General features: G+C 38.6%; 6 protein-coding genes. 2 read left to right on the top strand and 4 right to left on the bottom strand.

What is annotated here, in order from left to right:
- The first annotated feature begins 130 nt into the window (after nucleotides 1-130).
- Both prfA and JKP34_RS02590 read left to right on the top strand, forming a co-directional pair.
- Nucleotides 131-1,198: a peptide chain release factor 1 gene (gene prfA / locus JKP34_RS02595; RefSeq protein WP_201917404.1), complete on the top strand. Its 1,068-nt coding sequence runs from the start codon at nucleotides 131-133 to the stop codon at nucleotides 1,196-1,198.
- On the top strand, nucleotides 1,185-2,588 hold the full coding sequence (locus tag JKP34_RS02590; RefSeq protein WP_201917402.1) for a choice-of-anchor Q domain-containing protein: 1,404 nt from the start codon (nucleotides 1,185-1,187) through the stop codon (nucleotides 2,586-2,588). The genes prfA and JKP34_RS02590 overlap by 14 nt, the downstream gene beginning before the upstream one ends.
- On the opposite strand, the gene JKP34_RS02585 is transcribed toward JKP34_RS02590, so the two are convergent.
- Genes JKP34_RS02585 through JKP34_RS02570 form a run of 4 tightly spaced genes read right to left on the bottom strand, consistent with a single transcriptional unit; the run spans nucleotide 2,585 to nucleotide 17,791 of the window.
- Nucleotides 2,585-12,475 carry a fibronectin type III domain-containing protein gene (locus JKP34_RS02585; RefSeq protein ID WP_201917400.1) on the bottom strand — a complete coding sequence of 3,297 codons (9,891 nt, stop codon included), beginning with the start codon at nucleotides 12,473-12,475 and terminating at the stop codon, nucleotides 2,585-2,587. The genes JKP34_RS02590 and JKP34_RS02585 overlap by 4 nt on opposite strands.
- Nucleotides 12,472-13,665, bottom strand: coding sequence for a hypothetical protein (locus JKP34_RS02580; protein WP_201917398.1), 1,194 nt, complete (start codon nucleotides 13,663-13,665; stop codon nucleotides 12,472-12,474). Before JKP34_RS02580 ends, JKP34_RS02585 begins: the two co-directional genes overlap by 4 nt.
- Nucleotides 13,662-14,711 carry an outer membrane beta-barrel protein gene (locus JKP34_RS02575; protein ID WP_201917396.1) on the bottom strand — a complete coding sequence of 350 codons (1,050 nt, stop codon included), beginning with the start codon at nucleotides 14,709-14,711 and terminating at the stop codon, nucleotides 13,662-13,664. The genes JKP34_RS02580 and JKP34_RS02575 overlap by 4 nt, the downstream gene beginning before the upstream one ends.
- Nucleotides 14,687-17,791: an nSTAND1 domain-containing NTPase gene (locus tag JKP34_RS02570; RefSeq protein ID WP_201917394.1), complete on the bottom strand. Its 3,105-nt coding sequence runs from the start codon at nucleotides 17,789-17,791 to the stop codon at nucleotides 14,687-14,689. The genes JKP34_RS02575 and JKP34_RS02570 overlap by 25 nt, the downstream gene beginning before the upstream one ends.

Genomic DNA, 17,791 nt, shown 5'->3' with positions numbered 1-17,791 from the left:
TTTGCCGGCCTAACTCTAAGAATTGAAGCTATAAAAGCTCAAAGTTTGAAGAAATAAGGTATTGAGACAGCTCTATGATATGAATAGCTAAATATTTATTAATTTTACTTTTCGAAATTGAATAATTTATATGATTGATAGGTTAGAGGCCATTAAAGATAGATTTGAGGAAGTCGGGCAGCTGATGGTTCAGCCAGATGCGATGGCTGACATGAAAAAATATACCGAGCTTAGTAAAGAGTATGCAGATTTAGAAAAAGTTGTTGTTGAGTTTAATGCATACAAAAAGGTTTTAGACGATATCCAGCAAGCTAAAGAGATACTTGAAGCTGAGAAGGAACCTGAGCTAAGAGAAATGGCTAAAATGGAGCTTGACGAGCTCAACCCGCAGAAGGAAGAGCTAGAAGAAAAACTCAAAAAGCTGCTTATCCCAAAAGATCCTAATGACGATAAAAATGCAGTGCTTGAAATAAGAGCAGGTACAGGAGGTGATGAGGCCGCTATTTTTGCGGGTGATTTATTCAAGATGTATCAGCGCTTTTGTGAAAAAGCAGGGCTCAAGCTGAATGTGCTTGATTTAACTGAAGGTACAGCTGGCGGTTACAAAGAAATCATTAGTACTGTTACTGGAAAAGAGGCATACGGTACCTTGAAATACGAATCAGGTGTACACCGCGTGCAACGTGTGCCTGCTACGGAAACTCAAGGAAGAGTACATACTTCTGCTGCTACAGTTGCCGTACTTCCAGAAATTGACGATGTAGAAGTAGAAATTGACATGAATGATGTGAGGAAAGACACCTACTGCTCTTCCGGTCCTGGAGGTCAGTCAGTAAACACGACTTACTCAGCCGTACGACTTACCCATGAGCCTACCGGTTTAGTAGTAACTTGTCAAGATCAGAAATCGCAAATCAAAAACTTTGAGAAAGCACTAAAAGTATTGCGCTCACGTTTGTATGAAATAGAATTAGCCAAGCAGCAGGATGAAGTAGGAGCTCAAAGAAAAACTATGGTAAGAAGTGGTGATAGATCAGAAAAGATTAGAACCTACAACTACCCTCAAGGTAGAGTTACCGATCATAGAATAGGCTATACAGTACATAATTTACCTGCCATTATGAATGGAGAAATTGAAGATGTGATAGAAAACCTTCAGATGGCAGAGAATCAAACCAAACTGAATGAGGAAGCCTAAAAAAGCTTTTCCAAATATAATCTTAAAAGCGGCATTAGCATTAGTGCTGCTTTTTGCTTTTAGTCAGTGTTCATATGAACCTGAAATAAGCGATAAAGCTGTTAAGCTTAACTTTTCTACTGATACCATCCAATTTGATACCCTTTTTACCGGAAGACAGAGTATTACCAGGCGGTTGAAGATTTACAACCCCGGAAACAAAGCCATAATGCTCGATCACATCGGGCTTCAGCAACAAAGCAATCAGTTTAACCTAATTCTTAATGGGCAGAAGAGAGCTAATTTTTCAGACCAACTTTTGCTCGGAAATGATAGCCTATTACTTCTTATTGAAGCTGAAGTTGACCAATCCGATTTAAATAATCCTTTTGTGATCAGGGATTTATTAGAAATACGAAATAAAGAAACCTCCCAAACTATAGTAGTAGAAGCCTGGGGGCAAAACGCACATTTCCTTAATGATTCCATTATTACGGATGATGTAAGCTGGACGGCTGACAAACCTTATGTAATCTCAAACAGCATTTTGATAGACTCGGCAAGCAGCTTAACTATTCATGAAGGTGTTAAAGTTTACAGCGGTGCAGAATCATTCATATATATCCAAGGCCGATTAAGTATTGAGGGCAAAGCCGATTCAACCGTGTTATTTACCAACGATAGGTTAGATGAGCCATTCTCGAGTGCAGTAGGTCAATGGGGAGGAATTGTGTTTCTTGAGTCTAGCACAAATAACAGCATCAAGTTTGCCGATATTAAGAATTCAATAGTAGGCATAAACCTCGCCACCTATTCAGCAGATGGAAAAACTGATTTATTCGTGGAAAACTCTAAGGTTGGTAATACGGCTTCTTCAGCAGTTTTGTGTCTTAATGCAGATTTCGAGGCAGTGAACTCTCTCTTTTATAATACGGTAGGTGGTACAGTAGCACATGTAGGAGGAGGAACTGCCAATTATTTACATTGCACTATAGCCAATTATTTTCCTACACAGCGAGATGCCCCAGCCGCTTATTTCTCGGATTTCGCAGTTGACAATAATGAAAACGAAATTATAGCCCCGCTAGAAGCACACTTAGTCAATAGCATTTTCTACGGTAGAAATGATGAAGAAATTATATTTGCTGAATCTGCTGAAGGAAATATCTCTTTATCCTTTAGTAACAATCTGTTTAAAGGAAGTCAAGAATTTCTATCAAACAATAACAGCTCCCTTAATCAGGATCCACTTTTTTCAAATGTTTTTGAAGATGATTTTTCCTTAACTGAGGATTCGCCAGCCATCAATAAGGCCCTTACTACTTTTGTAACCAATGACATTACTGGCAATCAGCGTGATAATACGCCTGATATTGGCGCTTACGAATACTTTATTCCTGAAGATAATTAATGCTTAATGGCAAGCTTCAGTTGTTGACTGTTTCCTTCATCATCAGCTACAATTAGTGTATATAAACCTGCGCTGAAAGGAGAGGTATTGATTTCAAGAGTAGTTGCTCCTCGGTTTAACTTATCTTCTTTCACCAACCTGCCTTGAATATCCATAAGTCTAATAGACAAATCATTTTGATGCCCCTTCACAGCAATCACCGCTTTATCGGCAGCAGGGTTAGGGTAGACTTTTAACTCCTCGAATAACTGCTTATTTGTGGCAGTAACTATATTATCCAAGTTTATAGGTTCTGAAGTCATAGCTGATTGATAAACTGTCTTGTTTGCTTCATCACCAAATTTTTGAAGAAAGGCTACAGCAATTAAATTTTCTGATTTAGCTGTTGAGCTCGGATTGTAACTAAACTCAAAACTACCTTCATCTGATAAGACAGTGCCTTGTGCGCTAGGTAAGAAATCTTGTAATACATTATAATACGTTTTGCCATTATTCGACAACTCCTTACTGACTACTGCAACAATCAAATGCGTGTTCGCAGGTATTTGAGCATCACCTATTAGACCAACATCTACTGTAATATTCAAACTTGAGTTATTGGCATCAGGAGTAGCTTCAAGGTTTAATTCAAATATGGAAGACACCAATGCTCTTTGAGTCAGATCAGCAACTCTCTGAATAAAGCGTTGCCCTTCATTATAATTCCCATCAAGTACAAAATCATTATCACCATTAAAGGCATTGTAGAAATATGTTCTGGTTACCACATCAGAAACTGCCAAATCATAGAAAGGATCATCCTGATTAATGCGATAATTGATCCAACTAAAATCAGCCTGTGTATTGCTGTTAATAGCATTCATTTGACTTTCATCAACTGAATCGTCATTACCAAAATACTCAACTAAAATATTTCTGTTTCGGCTCTCAATAGAAAAGTTATCTATGGCTACTCCATTGGTAGTGCTAGAGCTATTACTTGATAGATAGAAGCGGAAAAGCACCTGACTACCACCATTTTCAGCATTTAAAATTTCGTCTAATACATGCTTGGCATTGAAGGATATAGCTGTATCTCCTAAATTATCTGACCAACCAATGCCAAATCCTAAATCTTCCAGATCGAGCTCGTCAGAATTATACCAGTTAAGGCCAGATGCTAATCTACCCAGAGTAGTCCACTCCTTGTTAGGATCTTCTACAATTAAGTCATCTGTTGAGTATTCAATTATTAAACCATCACTACCTGTTAAGTCGAGCCACAGATCGAAGCTTAACACAGGCTGATCTATATTCGAAATATCAAAAGCCGGTGAATATAAAAATGATTTCTCTCTTGCGTTGTAATCTCCCGAGGCATTGGTTACCCAACTTGCATCGTTACTGTTAAAACCAACTTGTGGTGTAGCTCTTTCCCATGAACTTTCAGAACCTGATTCTGCCAAATGTAGCCATCCTTGCTCGTTATTATTAAAATCATAAGTAAGCTCTTCTTGTGCAGAAATTGCCACCATCTGCTCAGTAGTGCTTACAGACAACCCTAGTGCTTCATCGGTAATGGTATAAGTAATGGAATAAATTCCTGCCTGAGTAAATTGATAGTTCAAGGTGTTAGCTCCTTGATCTTCAGCAGGAATACTTAATGTATTTCCAATTTCATCACTTATCTCCCAAACCCTTGTTAAGTTATTCAAGTCAATTTGATTATTGGTGTTTCTATCATCTCCTGTAAATTCAATACTTCGGCCTGCGGCAAAAACTGAACTGTTCCAGGAAATAGCAGGCTTCTCCAGTCTATAATAATTAACTCTTCTTACCTCACTTCGGCAGTTCACCTCATCAAAACGAACAGCATAATAATCTTCAACTGCTCTATTAATATCAATATTCGGACGGAAAGTGTCACCTTGATCAATTTGTTGATTTACCCCTATGCTGCTTTCATCAACAAACCAATCAACAGGAAAAGGACTGGCATCTTGTGCTATCCTGGTGGTATCAACAGATTGGATTTGGTTGTTTTCCACTATGAAAGCGTAATTATCCCTGTTTTCTTCGAAATTAGGAGCATCAGGTATTTTATAGATAATTGTTTCAAGTGTATCCGAAGCCAAACAACCGGCATCACTGGTGTACTCATAAAGCAGCTTAAGCGCAATTGAATCTGTATTTGTAGCCTCAAAATAATCGGCCATTACACTGAAATCTAACTGAAAAGAACGAGGTGAAGAGGTAGAATCAAGTAAGCCTAAATTACTTGGTAAATCCTGGTTAAGAATACTAAAAGTAAAGCTATTATTCGGGTTTATAGTTATATCTCTCGTTAGCGGCTGATTAGCTTCAGTATCACAATAGCTTGCGTTAATAGGATCAGGACTCGGAATTGGTGTTGGGTTCACAATTACTGTTTGTTGGCCGGTTTCAGGATTAACATCTCCTGTAACAGTATTTACAGTAGCATATTTTACGGTAATATTCGAGTTATTTCCATTTTCCTTTAAAGCCAAACCAGGGTCAAAATAAGCTGAATAATTTGTGCTATCAGGAGTGATAAACACCACGCCTTTTTCACTACCGTCATTAGTTATGTATATATCCGTTACAACAAGATTATCACCCAAAACGGCATTGTCCAGATTGATTATGAAGCCTTGGTCTGACTCGCAGTATACCAAGCCTAAATCAGGAAATGAGTTTTCTTCATCAAAAACATCAAAGCGTGTTGTTGCTGTTGCAGAACAGGTGTTAACGTTATTTAATAAAACCGTTGGATAAGTATAAGTGATGATATAATCATCAGAAGGATCATTTAAATCAGTTGGCTCCAGATCGGTTGTATTAAGTAAATATCGACCATCACTGGTTTCTACTACTCCTTTTCCAGTAAAGTATCCGCCTATTTGTAAATTACCCGGATAGCCACCCTGGCCAATTAATTCTAAGTCAGTAGTACTATTATTAATGGTGCTGGATGGGGCATTTAAAATCTCGGCAACTGTTGGCTCTCTGATGGTGATATCAAAAGTCAATGCCTCACTGGTACAGCCATTATTAACTTCATAGACAGTAAGTGTTTCTTGCGTGTCTTGTGTGACTTCGCGAAAATCAATATCAATCGTATTTCCATAAAAACCGTTTACAACTGAAGTTGTAATTTCATTTTTATCATTTGTGCCTGGTGTATCAACTCCAGAGTTTGTAATAGACCAGCTAAACCTGGAATTGGTACTTGATGGATTTAAACTAAAACGAACGTCTGTTTCACCTGAACATACTTCAAGTCGGTTGAGGCCAGCCGTGCCTGATTTAGTTGGTGTTGGTAATTCTGTAATATTTATTTCAACTCTAGAGGAGTCAGTTTGGACTTCACAACTACCGAGTGTTGCTTTAACAAAAACCTGAGCAAAATTAGTATTCATTTCATTAGGGCTTGCCTTATAAAATGGGTTTTGTGTTGAAGTGGTCAGTTCAAATACCGTAGCATTTTCTGAATCTGCAAAGCCCCATGTGCCATCATGAGCGTCTGCCTCAGCATCATCCGCACGAGACCATCTAATATCTGTTGCTCCTCCACTTAATGCTGCATTTAGCTGAGTAATGGCAACCACCTCATCATTTAATATAGTCTGGCAAGTAGATAATGAGGGGCTTTGAGGAGTGGCTCTTGAAGAACTAATAAATCTGATTATTAACCTGTCGAAAGCTGGAGAACAAGGATTGGGATCTGCCGGATCAGTTGAAGTCAATTCTAACACAACTTCTCCTCTAGCCACATCATCCAAGCTTATATAATAGGTTGGTTGTAAATTAGTTGTAGACTTTTGACTTTTGCTCACATTGAAGCCCCCTGAGCTCGAGCTTGCTCCAATAACTGTCCATTCTCCTGTAGTTACATCTCCTGAGATGTTAGGCAATGTACCCATGTCTACCACATCAGATAAATCAAGAAAGTCGGTTTCCGCTGTACATATGGTTACCAAACCGAAACCTGTTTCAGAATCTTCACTTGCTCCACCCGCTTCAACTTTTGAGCGTTCGTATTTGATAATATTAACTGGACTACCCAAATCTGGTGCTCCGCAAGATGACAAATCACTATCATCATCCACCACTGAAACAAGTGTGTAGGTGTTTGCACCAAAACTCGGTGGATTAAGATATAAGGTGTCTTGATTATCGTATCCTGAAATTAAAGTATCAGAAACCCCATTATTAAGTATAATATTAAAAACACCCGACCCACCAGTTACATTTATTTGTATAGGCGCTCTATTTAAAACACCCCCCTCACTTTCATTACAAATATCATCTAAAGGATTTCCACTAGCTTCAACAACAAATAATTCTGCAGCGCTTGGCCCCACTAAAATTCCCGTGGAAGAGGTAGTTGAAAAATCTTCTGTATTGTTACTTTCACCTGTCTGTTTAACAAGTTCTATAATACCTGAATTGGTATTTGCTTTTACAATAAAAGTAATTTCAGTGCCATCAGCATTAACATCGAATTCCGCTTGATTATAGGTAGTTGTCGGGCCTGCTCCCATAATTAACTGCGTTACACCAGTAAAATATTCTCCCTCAATCGTGAAAAGTTCACCAACACAGGCGGCAACTGAGAAAGCATCTATTCTGGAAGGGCCTGCACTTGTAAAACTCCAGTTTGAATTTCCAGTAAACCCAGCAAAAGCATTTCCTGCTCTATCTACAACTGAGCCTGCATCAAATTCAAAATAATATTTAGTAGTATCGGCAATATCTGATACTAAAGATTCCGAAAGTAGTGTTATTGCATCATTGTTCTTAAAGAATGAAGTGCCATCATAATTAGCAATTACCTGGTCATCGGAAAAACGAATGAGTCTAATATTATTGGTTCCCGCACCACTAACTTCTTCTTCGAACTCTGTTTTAAAAGACTCGGTATGCGACACATTTAAACTGTCATTTGCTGGCTTGAATGGGTCCCCAGATAGAATTGGAGCTTCGGTATCAATAATAATATTGCTATTATCACTTAATGAATTGCCTCCGCTTAGAGCCGGCAGAGTTCTATCCACATCAATTAAAGCATTGTCTTTTATACTTGTACCAGCTGACAGGCTATTTATATTTACATATTCCAGCGGCTCAGCATTTTCACCAGCAGCAACAGTATAGTTAAAACTCAAAACCGTTGAACCAGATCCTGTATTGTAAAGCGCCTGACCTCCACTATTCAGGTTTAAAGTCGGTGTTCCCTGCACATTTACTATTTCATCAAAAGTGATCTCAATCACAATTACATCTGGTTCATTATAATAACCATTAGAAGTTGATGATGCTACATTTAAAATCTGTGCTGGTTTGGTATCAACCTCAATATCCTTGTTATCTATTAATCTATTAGGAGCAACTGGAAGCGTGAGGTTAGCGTCATTTGCATTGGTATCTTCAATGGTCCCTCCATTTAGTACAATAGTTTCAACATCAAGTTCAGGTGTATTTTCTCCAGAATTAACAGCTCCTACCGTATAGGTAAAGTTTATGGTGCTACCTGATACTGTGCTAAAAGTTGCTGTAGCGGCACCAGCATTAAGCTCTAAAAAAGGATCTCCACTAACACTTACATTATCATCAAAATTAACTGTTATGGTGATTACATCGCCCGGCTTCTTTAGTCCATCTGAAGTAGGAGATGAAATAGAGGTGATTTTGGCAGGCTCTGTATCCACCTGAAAGTTGGCTGAACTATTCGATACCATCACATTACCATAAACATCTTCCGCAGTTGTAACCTGAATACTGTTTGTTGTTATTTCTTCTTCGCTAAGGTTGTGTTCAAAAACCTGAGTATAAACAGTATTCCCTACAGACCATGTTCCTGCTCCTTGCTCATACAAATTGGAGGTGCCACTCACATTAAAAACTGGTGTAACTCCTGCATTCATTTCCTCCACAAAGGTTGCTGTAAGTGTTATTGTATTATCAACCACAGTAACTAGGGTGTTATCAAGTCCGATTGAAACGGTTGGGTTTCTGGTATCTATGCTGAAAACATTAGCTTCATTATAAACAGTTTGTACATTACTAGACTTATCGTTCGCACCTGTAATCCGCACATCAATATTTTCCAAATCAAGGTTTTGATCTGTTAAATTAAAAACTGCTGTATAAACCGTGTTGCCAGATGACCATGAACTACTGCCTGCTTGAAATGATAAGGAAGTCCCAGGATTTTCAGTTGGGAAAGTAATGGTTGGCGTAGAAGCAGCGTCCATTTCTTCATTGTAAGTAATAGTTAAACTAAATGTGCTTGCTATTTCACTATCCGATATTACTGCAAACTCAGGATTTATGTTGTTTACTGTAGGACTGGTAATATCTTCAAAGCTATACACTTTATTGAAGCTAAAGGCATTAGTATTAACTGTTTCATTGAAATCTACATCCGCATTATCAACGCTGAAAGTTAGATCAGGCGTATCGAATGCATTTACAGTGGTTGCCACATCTACCACTAAAAAGAAATTCTTAGTCTCAGAAGAAAATGCTGATGCCAGACCTGTTAAAGTGATTGTACCTCCAGGGTTATCTACTGTTATAGTTGGAGACAACAAGGTTTCTGATCCTACGCCATCAAATTGAGCATTAGCAGATTCATAAATTCGCACATTAGTAAGCTTAGCGGCAATTGTAGCATCAATATGAAATATAAGCTCGTTTAAAGTGGCATCACCAACAGCCTGAATAGATGCTCCTATCACTGCTTGATCCACAGTTCCACTTTGTAAGGTTCCTGCATTAAGTCCAGTAGTAAGTTCTGCGAAGTTTATTGTTGGGGTAACATTAACAGCGCTAGAAATACCTGTTACTGCCCCAGCAGTTAACGTTAGTGTACCATCGCCACTTCCCTGATAGCTGAAGTTTGATGGAAATGTAAACTCTCCCACACTAAAGCCTGATGTAGGCGCATTATTCATTGAGATACCATCAGTATTAGTAACTACAAATGCCGATGCAAAATCAAGATCGATGTTGTTATTAGCATCTCTAGCCTCAACAACAGGCTGAGGAGACATGTTTTCAGTAGCATTTATATTGGCTGGAGGCTGTGTTGTAAAAGTAAATTTAGACGCAGCTACCTGAATTTGATTTTGTGCTGGGTCAGAAGTTATAGTTGTACCTCCGCTTGTATCAAACCCACTAGATAGACCTTCAACTGTTATAGAGGCAGGGTTTATCTCGAAAGAAAAATTCTTGTTGTCAATATCAGTAACCGAAATGGCATCATTTAATTTAATCTGTAATTCCATTCTTATTGAGCTACCATCTGCAATAAATCCAAAGTCACTGGCATTATTATTTTCACTTCCCGCAATTGTCACTGAAAGTGTGTTTCCTGTACCAGCAATAGAAAGTGTTTTGATAACATCAGTTGTCGGTGTTGTATTGACAAGCCTGGCCTCGGCAATTATTTCACTCCAGTCGATAGTATTGCTCTCAAAAAAGTCGGATGCACCTGCTACAATGTCAAAACCTGATAAAAAGGTATTGGCATTATCGACTCCACCATCAATCATATCAAAAGTTAATACTGTAACAAAGTTGTTATTTACATCATTAGTCACTGAGTTGATTGTAGCTGCAGTACTTACTATTGATAAAATATTGTTAGCAGAAGGAGCATCTGTTGTGGCTGACAAAGTACCAGGAGCAACTGTGTTGTAGCAATTATCAGTATTGTTGAAAGCAAAAATGGCAAAACGATATTCCGCAGTCGGTGTAAGGCCCGTAACGGTAAAAGGCTGAGATGGGTAAGCACCTGAGAATATTACTTTGTTAGCGGAGCCTACAGTATTTGCTAAGGTAAAATCTGCATTACCAGAATAGGCATCACCATTAACGGGCGTAAAGTCAACATCTGCTGCTTCTTTTGCAAGAATCAAATATCTATCGGCTCCAGCCACTGTATTCCATTGCAAATCGATGGTGGTGGCGGTTTGAGAACTTCCTGAAAAGGTGGCCTGATTACTTGGCGCACTACATGTAGTAGCAATTGATTTTGTAGCAGCATTCGCAGTAAAATAATTATAGGTTTCTGCTACCGGGCCACCATCTGTTGCTACGTTATATGGAATGATAACTACATCATAGTTTGTATTGGCAACAAGACTGCTGATTGTTGCAGAAGTAACATTTCCCAAATCAATGACTGTTCCATTAGTTACCGTTTGCCCTGCAGGCGCTGTGCCATCTACCAAATCCGTTTCATCAAATGCTGATGTTCCATAAATAGCTACATAACCATCGGCTGTTACAGCATCATAGGCTACATCGAAACTGTTCGCAGTAGGATTATCAACAATAAAGTTAGCGTTATCAGGCACTTCTCCACTTGGAGGAGAAGATAAGGACCAGGCAGATAAAGTTGTTGGACTAGTTGTTCTGTAATTAAAGGTTGGTTCTGTTGATCCTAGTACATTGTAAGGTATAATCACAAAACTATATTCAGTTCCTGCAGTGATCCCACCATCTGTACTTATGGTTGTTGCATCGTCATCTGTAATCCATGAAAATAATGCAGGTGCTGTCGTTTGACCATCTGGATCTAAACCATCCTCAACACCACTTAAGCCGGGAGGAGTAGCTCCTGCCTGATAATACATTACAAAACCTCCATTATTAGCAAAGCCGGGAGAAATATCGTATTGATCAAATGAAAAGTCTATCTGAGTTGTTGTAGCTCCGGTTTTCAGAAAGTTAGAGATTGAAGCCGATGGTTCTGGTGCAAGTGTGTAAACATCTAAATAAGTAGGTTCACCATCTGTCTTGTAATTGAAGCTGGTTGAGTCTTGACCAGGCTCACTTGAAAAAGGTACTATTCTAAAACTATAGGAAGTATTTGCACTTAAACCGGTAATGTTTGCGTCAACAGTTGCAGCTGAACTGAAAAGCGAGAATATACCATCCACATCAGACTCAAAGGCTTCTGCTGTACCAGCTGTACCATCTAAAAAGCCTCCTAAATTACCCGGAGCTGAACTTCCTATTCTATAAGAAATATAATAACCATCTGCTTCAGGAGTTCCACTAGGTTTTGTAAATGATAACTCAATGCTTGAAGCTGTGCTGGAATGGCTGATAGCTGTTACATGATTTGCAGGCTCAGGATATTGGGTAAATGCAGAAAGTGCACTGTAAGTGCTTGTGTTATAATTATAGGTTTCGTCATTAGACTCATCTGAATTAAAAGGTATGATAGCAAATGAATATTGTGTGGCACCCGTTAAGCCCGTTATATCAACATTGTTGGTGGATGGTCCTGTAACAATTTCACTTTGCACGCCTGGTCCGGAATAGGTTTGACCTGCCGGTGCTACGGCATTCGATATTTCAGCTGCGGCATCAGGAGCACTCGCACCTGTTGAATATAAAATCAAATAACCGTCATTATTCGTTGTTTCAGCCGTCCACTCGAGATGAATAGAACTTTCGGAATTGTTCCTCACCTTAAAATTGCTTATTGCACTGGCATAAACAGAGGAGTATGTAAAGAAATTTTGAATCGATCCTTGATCAGTTCCACCCCCGCTTACATTTAATCTATAATAATATTGTGTTTCAGCACTCAATCCACTTTGAGTGATTGATATAGCCTGAGGTGAAGGAAATAATGAACCCGTGAAATTGCTTGTAGCTGTATTACTTGCTCCGGTTAAATCAGAAGCCGTTCCATATTCGAAGAAATAGTCAGTAGAGGTTAAGGAAACAGCATCCACCGTTCCGTTAAAGGTTACCGAATTGTCGGAAATATTTGTTGCGCCACCAGTAGTAGCCGTTGGTTGAGCCACCGCCAAGCTTGTGCCTAGCAAGGAAATTATGATGATATGTAATTTTAAGAATCTCATTTAAGCAACCTCCCTCTATTATCTAGTTTCATAAAAGCCACCTGACTATCATTAAAATCTGTTGTGCCTACAGCGTAAATACTATTGTTCACTTTAATGGCATGATACATCTGATTATTTTGTGTACTACTTCCAAATGATTGATTAAAATTAGGATCAGGCCTTCCAGACAAATCTGTTTTAATAAGCAAATAATTACTAAAATTATCACCGGCACCTACTAAAGTGGTGGCGCCACTTAGGTAGATAGCATCATCGGTAACGCTAATGCTGTTAATTGATCTCTCGGTATTTGCTGGCTGATCGAAGGCCAAATAGGTGTTCTTATCAAAAGCAGGCTCCGTTCTGGAAGAAAATAGATTGACATTACTAATATCGCCATTACCATCTTCAACAAGTGCTGTTCCAAATGCTATTGTTCTTCCTGTTTGAACAATATTAGCCAAGAACTGGACACTTAAGTTTACATTTTCAGGAACATCAGCTGTGCTTAGTGCAGCATCTTCATCTAAGTCCGCCTCACTATTCAGATAGGAATAATTGACAATTTCATTAATAGCAAATCCATAAATATTTTCACTTACCAATAAGTTTGAACTCGGTATTTGTGCCACCTCCTGATTCTTCTGAATTGAAGTCATCATCAAATTAGTACTTTCAACCTGGCTAACATTTGCCACAATGCTGTCTTCTACATTATCAATCACGCCAAGTGCCACAACTTCATTACTTTCGTTTTTTGTAAGGCTTCCGAACTGAGGATTATTTACATAGTCATTCTTATAAAGTAGTGAATCCCCATTTGCATTTACTTTAAAAAGAAGCATGCTATTATTGCTGCTTCCTCCAATAATAATGTTATCATCATCGAGATAAACCGTTTCTATTGCAGACCAGCTTTCATTTGTGGATGGATATCTTTTATCATAAATCAATTCGCCTTCGGGCGTCATTCTGATAAGTCTGATTTTTGAAATGGTAACTTCACCAAATATGTTGCTATTGGCAATAATCAGTAAATCTCCATTCGATAATTCTATCAATTGAGAAGGAACATTATCTCCATCCCCTGGAATAATTTTGAAAAAAGTAGAATTGTCAGCGGGTGCTATTCCTTCTTCTGTATTGCAGCTGTAAAAAACTGCAATTAACAGGCACCAAATAGTAATATATGTTTTTGATAAGCTCATTTAAGCTGTGGATTATAATACGGTAACTTTAAGCCTATTCTAAGCCAGATACTATGTCCTTTATATTGGCCCTCTTTATAAGCAGAATTTAACAGTCTGTCATTTTCATCTTGATTTAACACATTTGAAGTCTGATTGACTTCATTCATAAAGCGGTGCTGATAAAGTATTGAAGTAGTTAAAAAATTTCTACCAAAGACTTTAAAGTTTGCTCTGATGCCAAGTATTCCACTTAAATTAAATTGGTTTCTTTGTGCATAAAAATCTACATCACTGAATGGCTCATTTCCGCCTTCAGAAGTAACTTCAGAAAGTAATAAATAATGAAAGGAAGGACCTCCAGTTAATTCTAATAAAAAAGCATTTACAGGCAATTTGTAGTTAAGCAAGATGGGCATTTCAATCCATCGCTGGTCTTCACTAATGGTTTGTTGCTGAACATCACTACCTTCCATAGGGTTTTTGTTCATTGACAAAGACCTCAGCATATAATAAAATTCAGCATTTGCTGACAACTTGTTATTTATAGGATATTGAAAAAATACGCCAAAACTCATGGAGTAAGAGAAAGAGTAGTTACCTCTCTGCAAGCCTACTACTACATCAGATGTTGGTTCTATTACCTCCACCAGGCTATACGCTAATCCAGTTTTTATTCCGTAAAAGAACTTAGGGTCTGTATCAAATTTTTCAGCAAGCAAAATAAGTTCTGTAGGATCTGCCTGTGGGTTAGGCCTATATTCAGGGTTTAAGTTGAGCAGTTGTAAATAAGATTTTTTTGCACTTGCTTCATTTTCTTCATATAAAAAGGCCAAAGTTACCAACCTTAAAGCTTCAATCTTTTCCTCTTTATTAAAGCCATTATCAATACATGACTGCAAGGTAGTTGGTAATGAACTTAACTTTCCCTCTTGATAGGCATTTCTGGCATTCCTCAATTTTTGGGTGCAACTTTCTTGCGCCTTCCCTTTTTGAGGTAGCATGATGCCCAAAAGTAATATCAAGTAGGCAATAGAAGAGGTTATGGTTTTTCCAGTTCGGGGCATGTTAATTCATAGGTAATATCAGGAGCTACAAAGGTAGCCCATTCAATAGAGGTCATATTTCTTTCTAATTCATCACAAAGCTGGTTGCCAAGTACATCAACCGAAAATGGCCAGATGTGAATATCTCCATCTTCAGAAGCAGAAAAAATAAATTCTTTGTTTGTGCTAAAGTCAGCTGACCAAACCCAGTTATTATGGTCTGAAAGGACGATTGGCTGTTCAGTAATTTCTGCCAAATTCCAAACTCTTACACTTCTATCCTTAGAAGAAGACAGCATAAAGGCTGCATCGTCACTAAACTTGATGTCATCAATAGCACCAGAATGACCTGTTAAATCTGTGAAATCGGTAAAGTTGTTATCACTAAATAATTTTACTCCTCCCTCTAGATCACCAATTGCGGTAAAGGTTACCAGTCTATCTATAGCGCTTATAGCAGTCCCATTGTTAAATAAAACACTGTCTTTTCGGCTATCGAGGTTATAGCGAACCAAAGCTCCTGAATCCTTTCCTAGCCAAAGTTCATCGTCTGAAAAATCGAAATCGTTGATTTTATCTTTTGATGCATATACCTCAGTAACCTGATTATCGCTTACTTTTTTGATGGATCGACCAGCTTCATCAAGTACATAAAGCCCATTAGATGATATTCTCATTTTTACAAATGAACCATTTACACCTTTTATCTTTGTAGGTTCACTACCCGGTTTACTTAGATTATATTTTTCTATTATAGTTTCGCCCGTTTCGGTAATAAATTGCCCTGCTGCGTAAAGCGTGTTATTTGAAGCATCGAAAACTAGTGATTTCACTACCCTTCTCGGCCGTTTACCAGCAATTGAGTCTGCTATCCATTTTTCTCCACTCTTCTTCCACCTGATGATGCTACCTTGAGAGCCTCCTGAGAAAAATTCATTATCTGCAGCGCCAGCCACTACTTCTTTTGCAGCTTTCTCATGTCCTTGAAGTGTATTGGTAAGCGGGTGGTTAAACTCCTTCAGGGCATAATACAGCCCGTCATAAATTTCAGGGCTATAATCATAAGTACTGTATTCCTCATCAAAAATATACGCTTGTTGCGCTAATAATCCTTTAAGTTGCGGATCATTCAACTGGGTGGATTTTACAGCCATGGCATTGGCGATAGCTAAGTACCTTAACCTTGTTGCAGCTTCTTCATTCTGCTTAGCAATTTTCTCTTGTCGTTGTGCTTCTAAAGATGCCTTCTGTGCTTTAATAGCAGCTTCACTTGCTCTACCTTCGGCTGCAACAGCTGCAATTCTTCTTTGCTCAGCAATTTTGGCTTGTTCAGTAGCTCTAATTGAAGCTTTTGTAGCTAGTTTTTCTTGTTCTGCAGCTCTATCTCTTTGCTGATTGGCAATTTCTGTTTGTCTCTCAGCTTCCTTTTTCTCCTTCTCAGCTAATAATTCATTTTGTTTGGCAATGTCCGCTTGTACTTCTGCCTTATCCTTTTGTGCATCTGCCTCGGTTTTTTGAACAAATGCATACACTAAAAATAAAATACTGATAACTGTTGCTGCTCCCATTACCAAAGCTGTCATTCGAGCAGTTCTTAGCCTTCTTTTTTGCTGCAGCTCTTTTGCTTTCTGCTCAATTACATATTCCTCTTCGGAATGCTCCAGAAAAGACAAGGTGCGCTCATAAGCCGGATGATAGCGCTGGCCCCAAATCAAAGTCGGATTATGTTTTTCCTTCCAGTTTAAGGCTAGTTGTAAATCCGGTGGTCTCCATAAACTGGTTTTACCCTCCTGATACATCTCAGCAGCCTCAGCTAACCTTTTATACATAGCCACAGCATCTTCTTCATCATTCACCCAGTTTTTGAGCCTACTCCAAATACGCATCAAACTCTCATGCGATATATCAATTATAGAATCTTCGTCAAGTCTAATTCCATACTGGGGAGTTAACAAAGATCTGCTGGGATCTCTGAATTTATCAATTATATCAATCAGCTTATGTTCGGAAGTACTGGCTATTGATGCTATTTCAGAAAGCTTAGTAGGCCTTCTGATGCCAAAGCTGCCACCTCTTTTTTCAGTGATGGCTTTAAATAATGACTCGCATATGCGCTTTTGCTCTTCATTTAATTCATCGTATGCCTCATTGGCGTGCATCGATAACGCTTCAGCCATAGTACCAATGGCTTCATAATGCTTTATGTCGAGAGGTTCTTCCTCAAAATCTTTAAAGTGCGTCCAGTAATCCCAGGTACGCATTAACGCATGCTGCAGAATAGGCAGTTGATCGGGGTTGTCTCCTAAATCATTGAGTAACTGTTGAACTAGCCTTGGTGCAATAGCAGCGTTGCCTACAGCAACCGGACCTGTAATAGCTCTTCTTTTTTGATCTCGCGTCATTTGCGGAATCAGGTATTGGCTATCATTAATTTTTTTAGTGAGTTCAGGAAACTGTGAACACTCCCCTATAAAATCAGAACGCATGGTAATAGCCACATAAATAGGGGCACCTTGATGATTAATAGCCTCCATCAACAAGTTAATAAAGGCTAAAGTCTCATTGACGGAATTGGCACTTGAAGAATCCTTAAAGCGAAATAATTCTTCGAACTGATCAACAAGTATGAGGTAATTTTTATCGGAGTCTCTTCTGAACTGTAAAATGGTTTCCACCAAACCCAAAGAGGAACTCTTAAGCATTGAGCTGATGATTGTTTTTTTGATTTTTAAATCCTCTTCTCCATTAATCTCTTCAGTAAGATCTGCCTCCATTAATGCCTGAGCCAGATTATCTATAGGTGAAGCTCCTGGTCTGGTTACTACCACTTCCCATTCTGTACTTGTACCCGTAAGAAAGCCTCCATAAAGAATAGGCAACACACCACAGTAAATAAAAGATGACTTACCACTACCTGAAGGGCCTATAACGCCTACAAACCTGTGTTGAGATAGTTTTAATAGCACTTCATCGCTCTGGCCTTCGCGACCAAAAAAGAGGTGACTTTCTTCTATTTTGAAAGGTCTTAAGCCCGGAAAAGGATTATGAGCCTTACCATAGTTTACTTGAGGGTCGATATTTTTAGTTTCAGGCAGTTTCAT

The organism is Marivirga atlantica (assembly GCF_016734805.1).
GTDB classification, from domain to species: domain Bacteria; phylum Bacteroidota; class Bacteroidia; order Cytophagales; family Cyclobacteriaceae; genus Marivirga; species Marivirga atlantica.
Note: the sequence above shows the minus strand (reverse complement) of the source record. Positions and strands in the feature narration are given on the sequence as shown.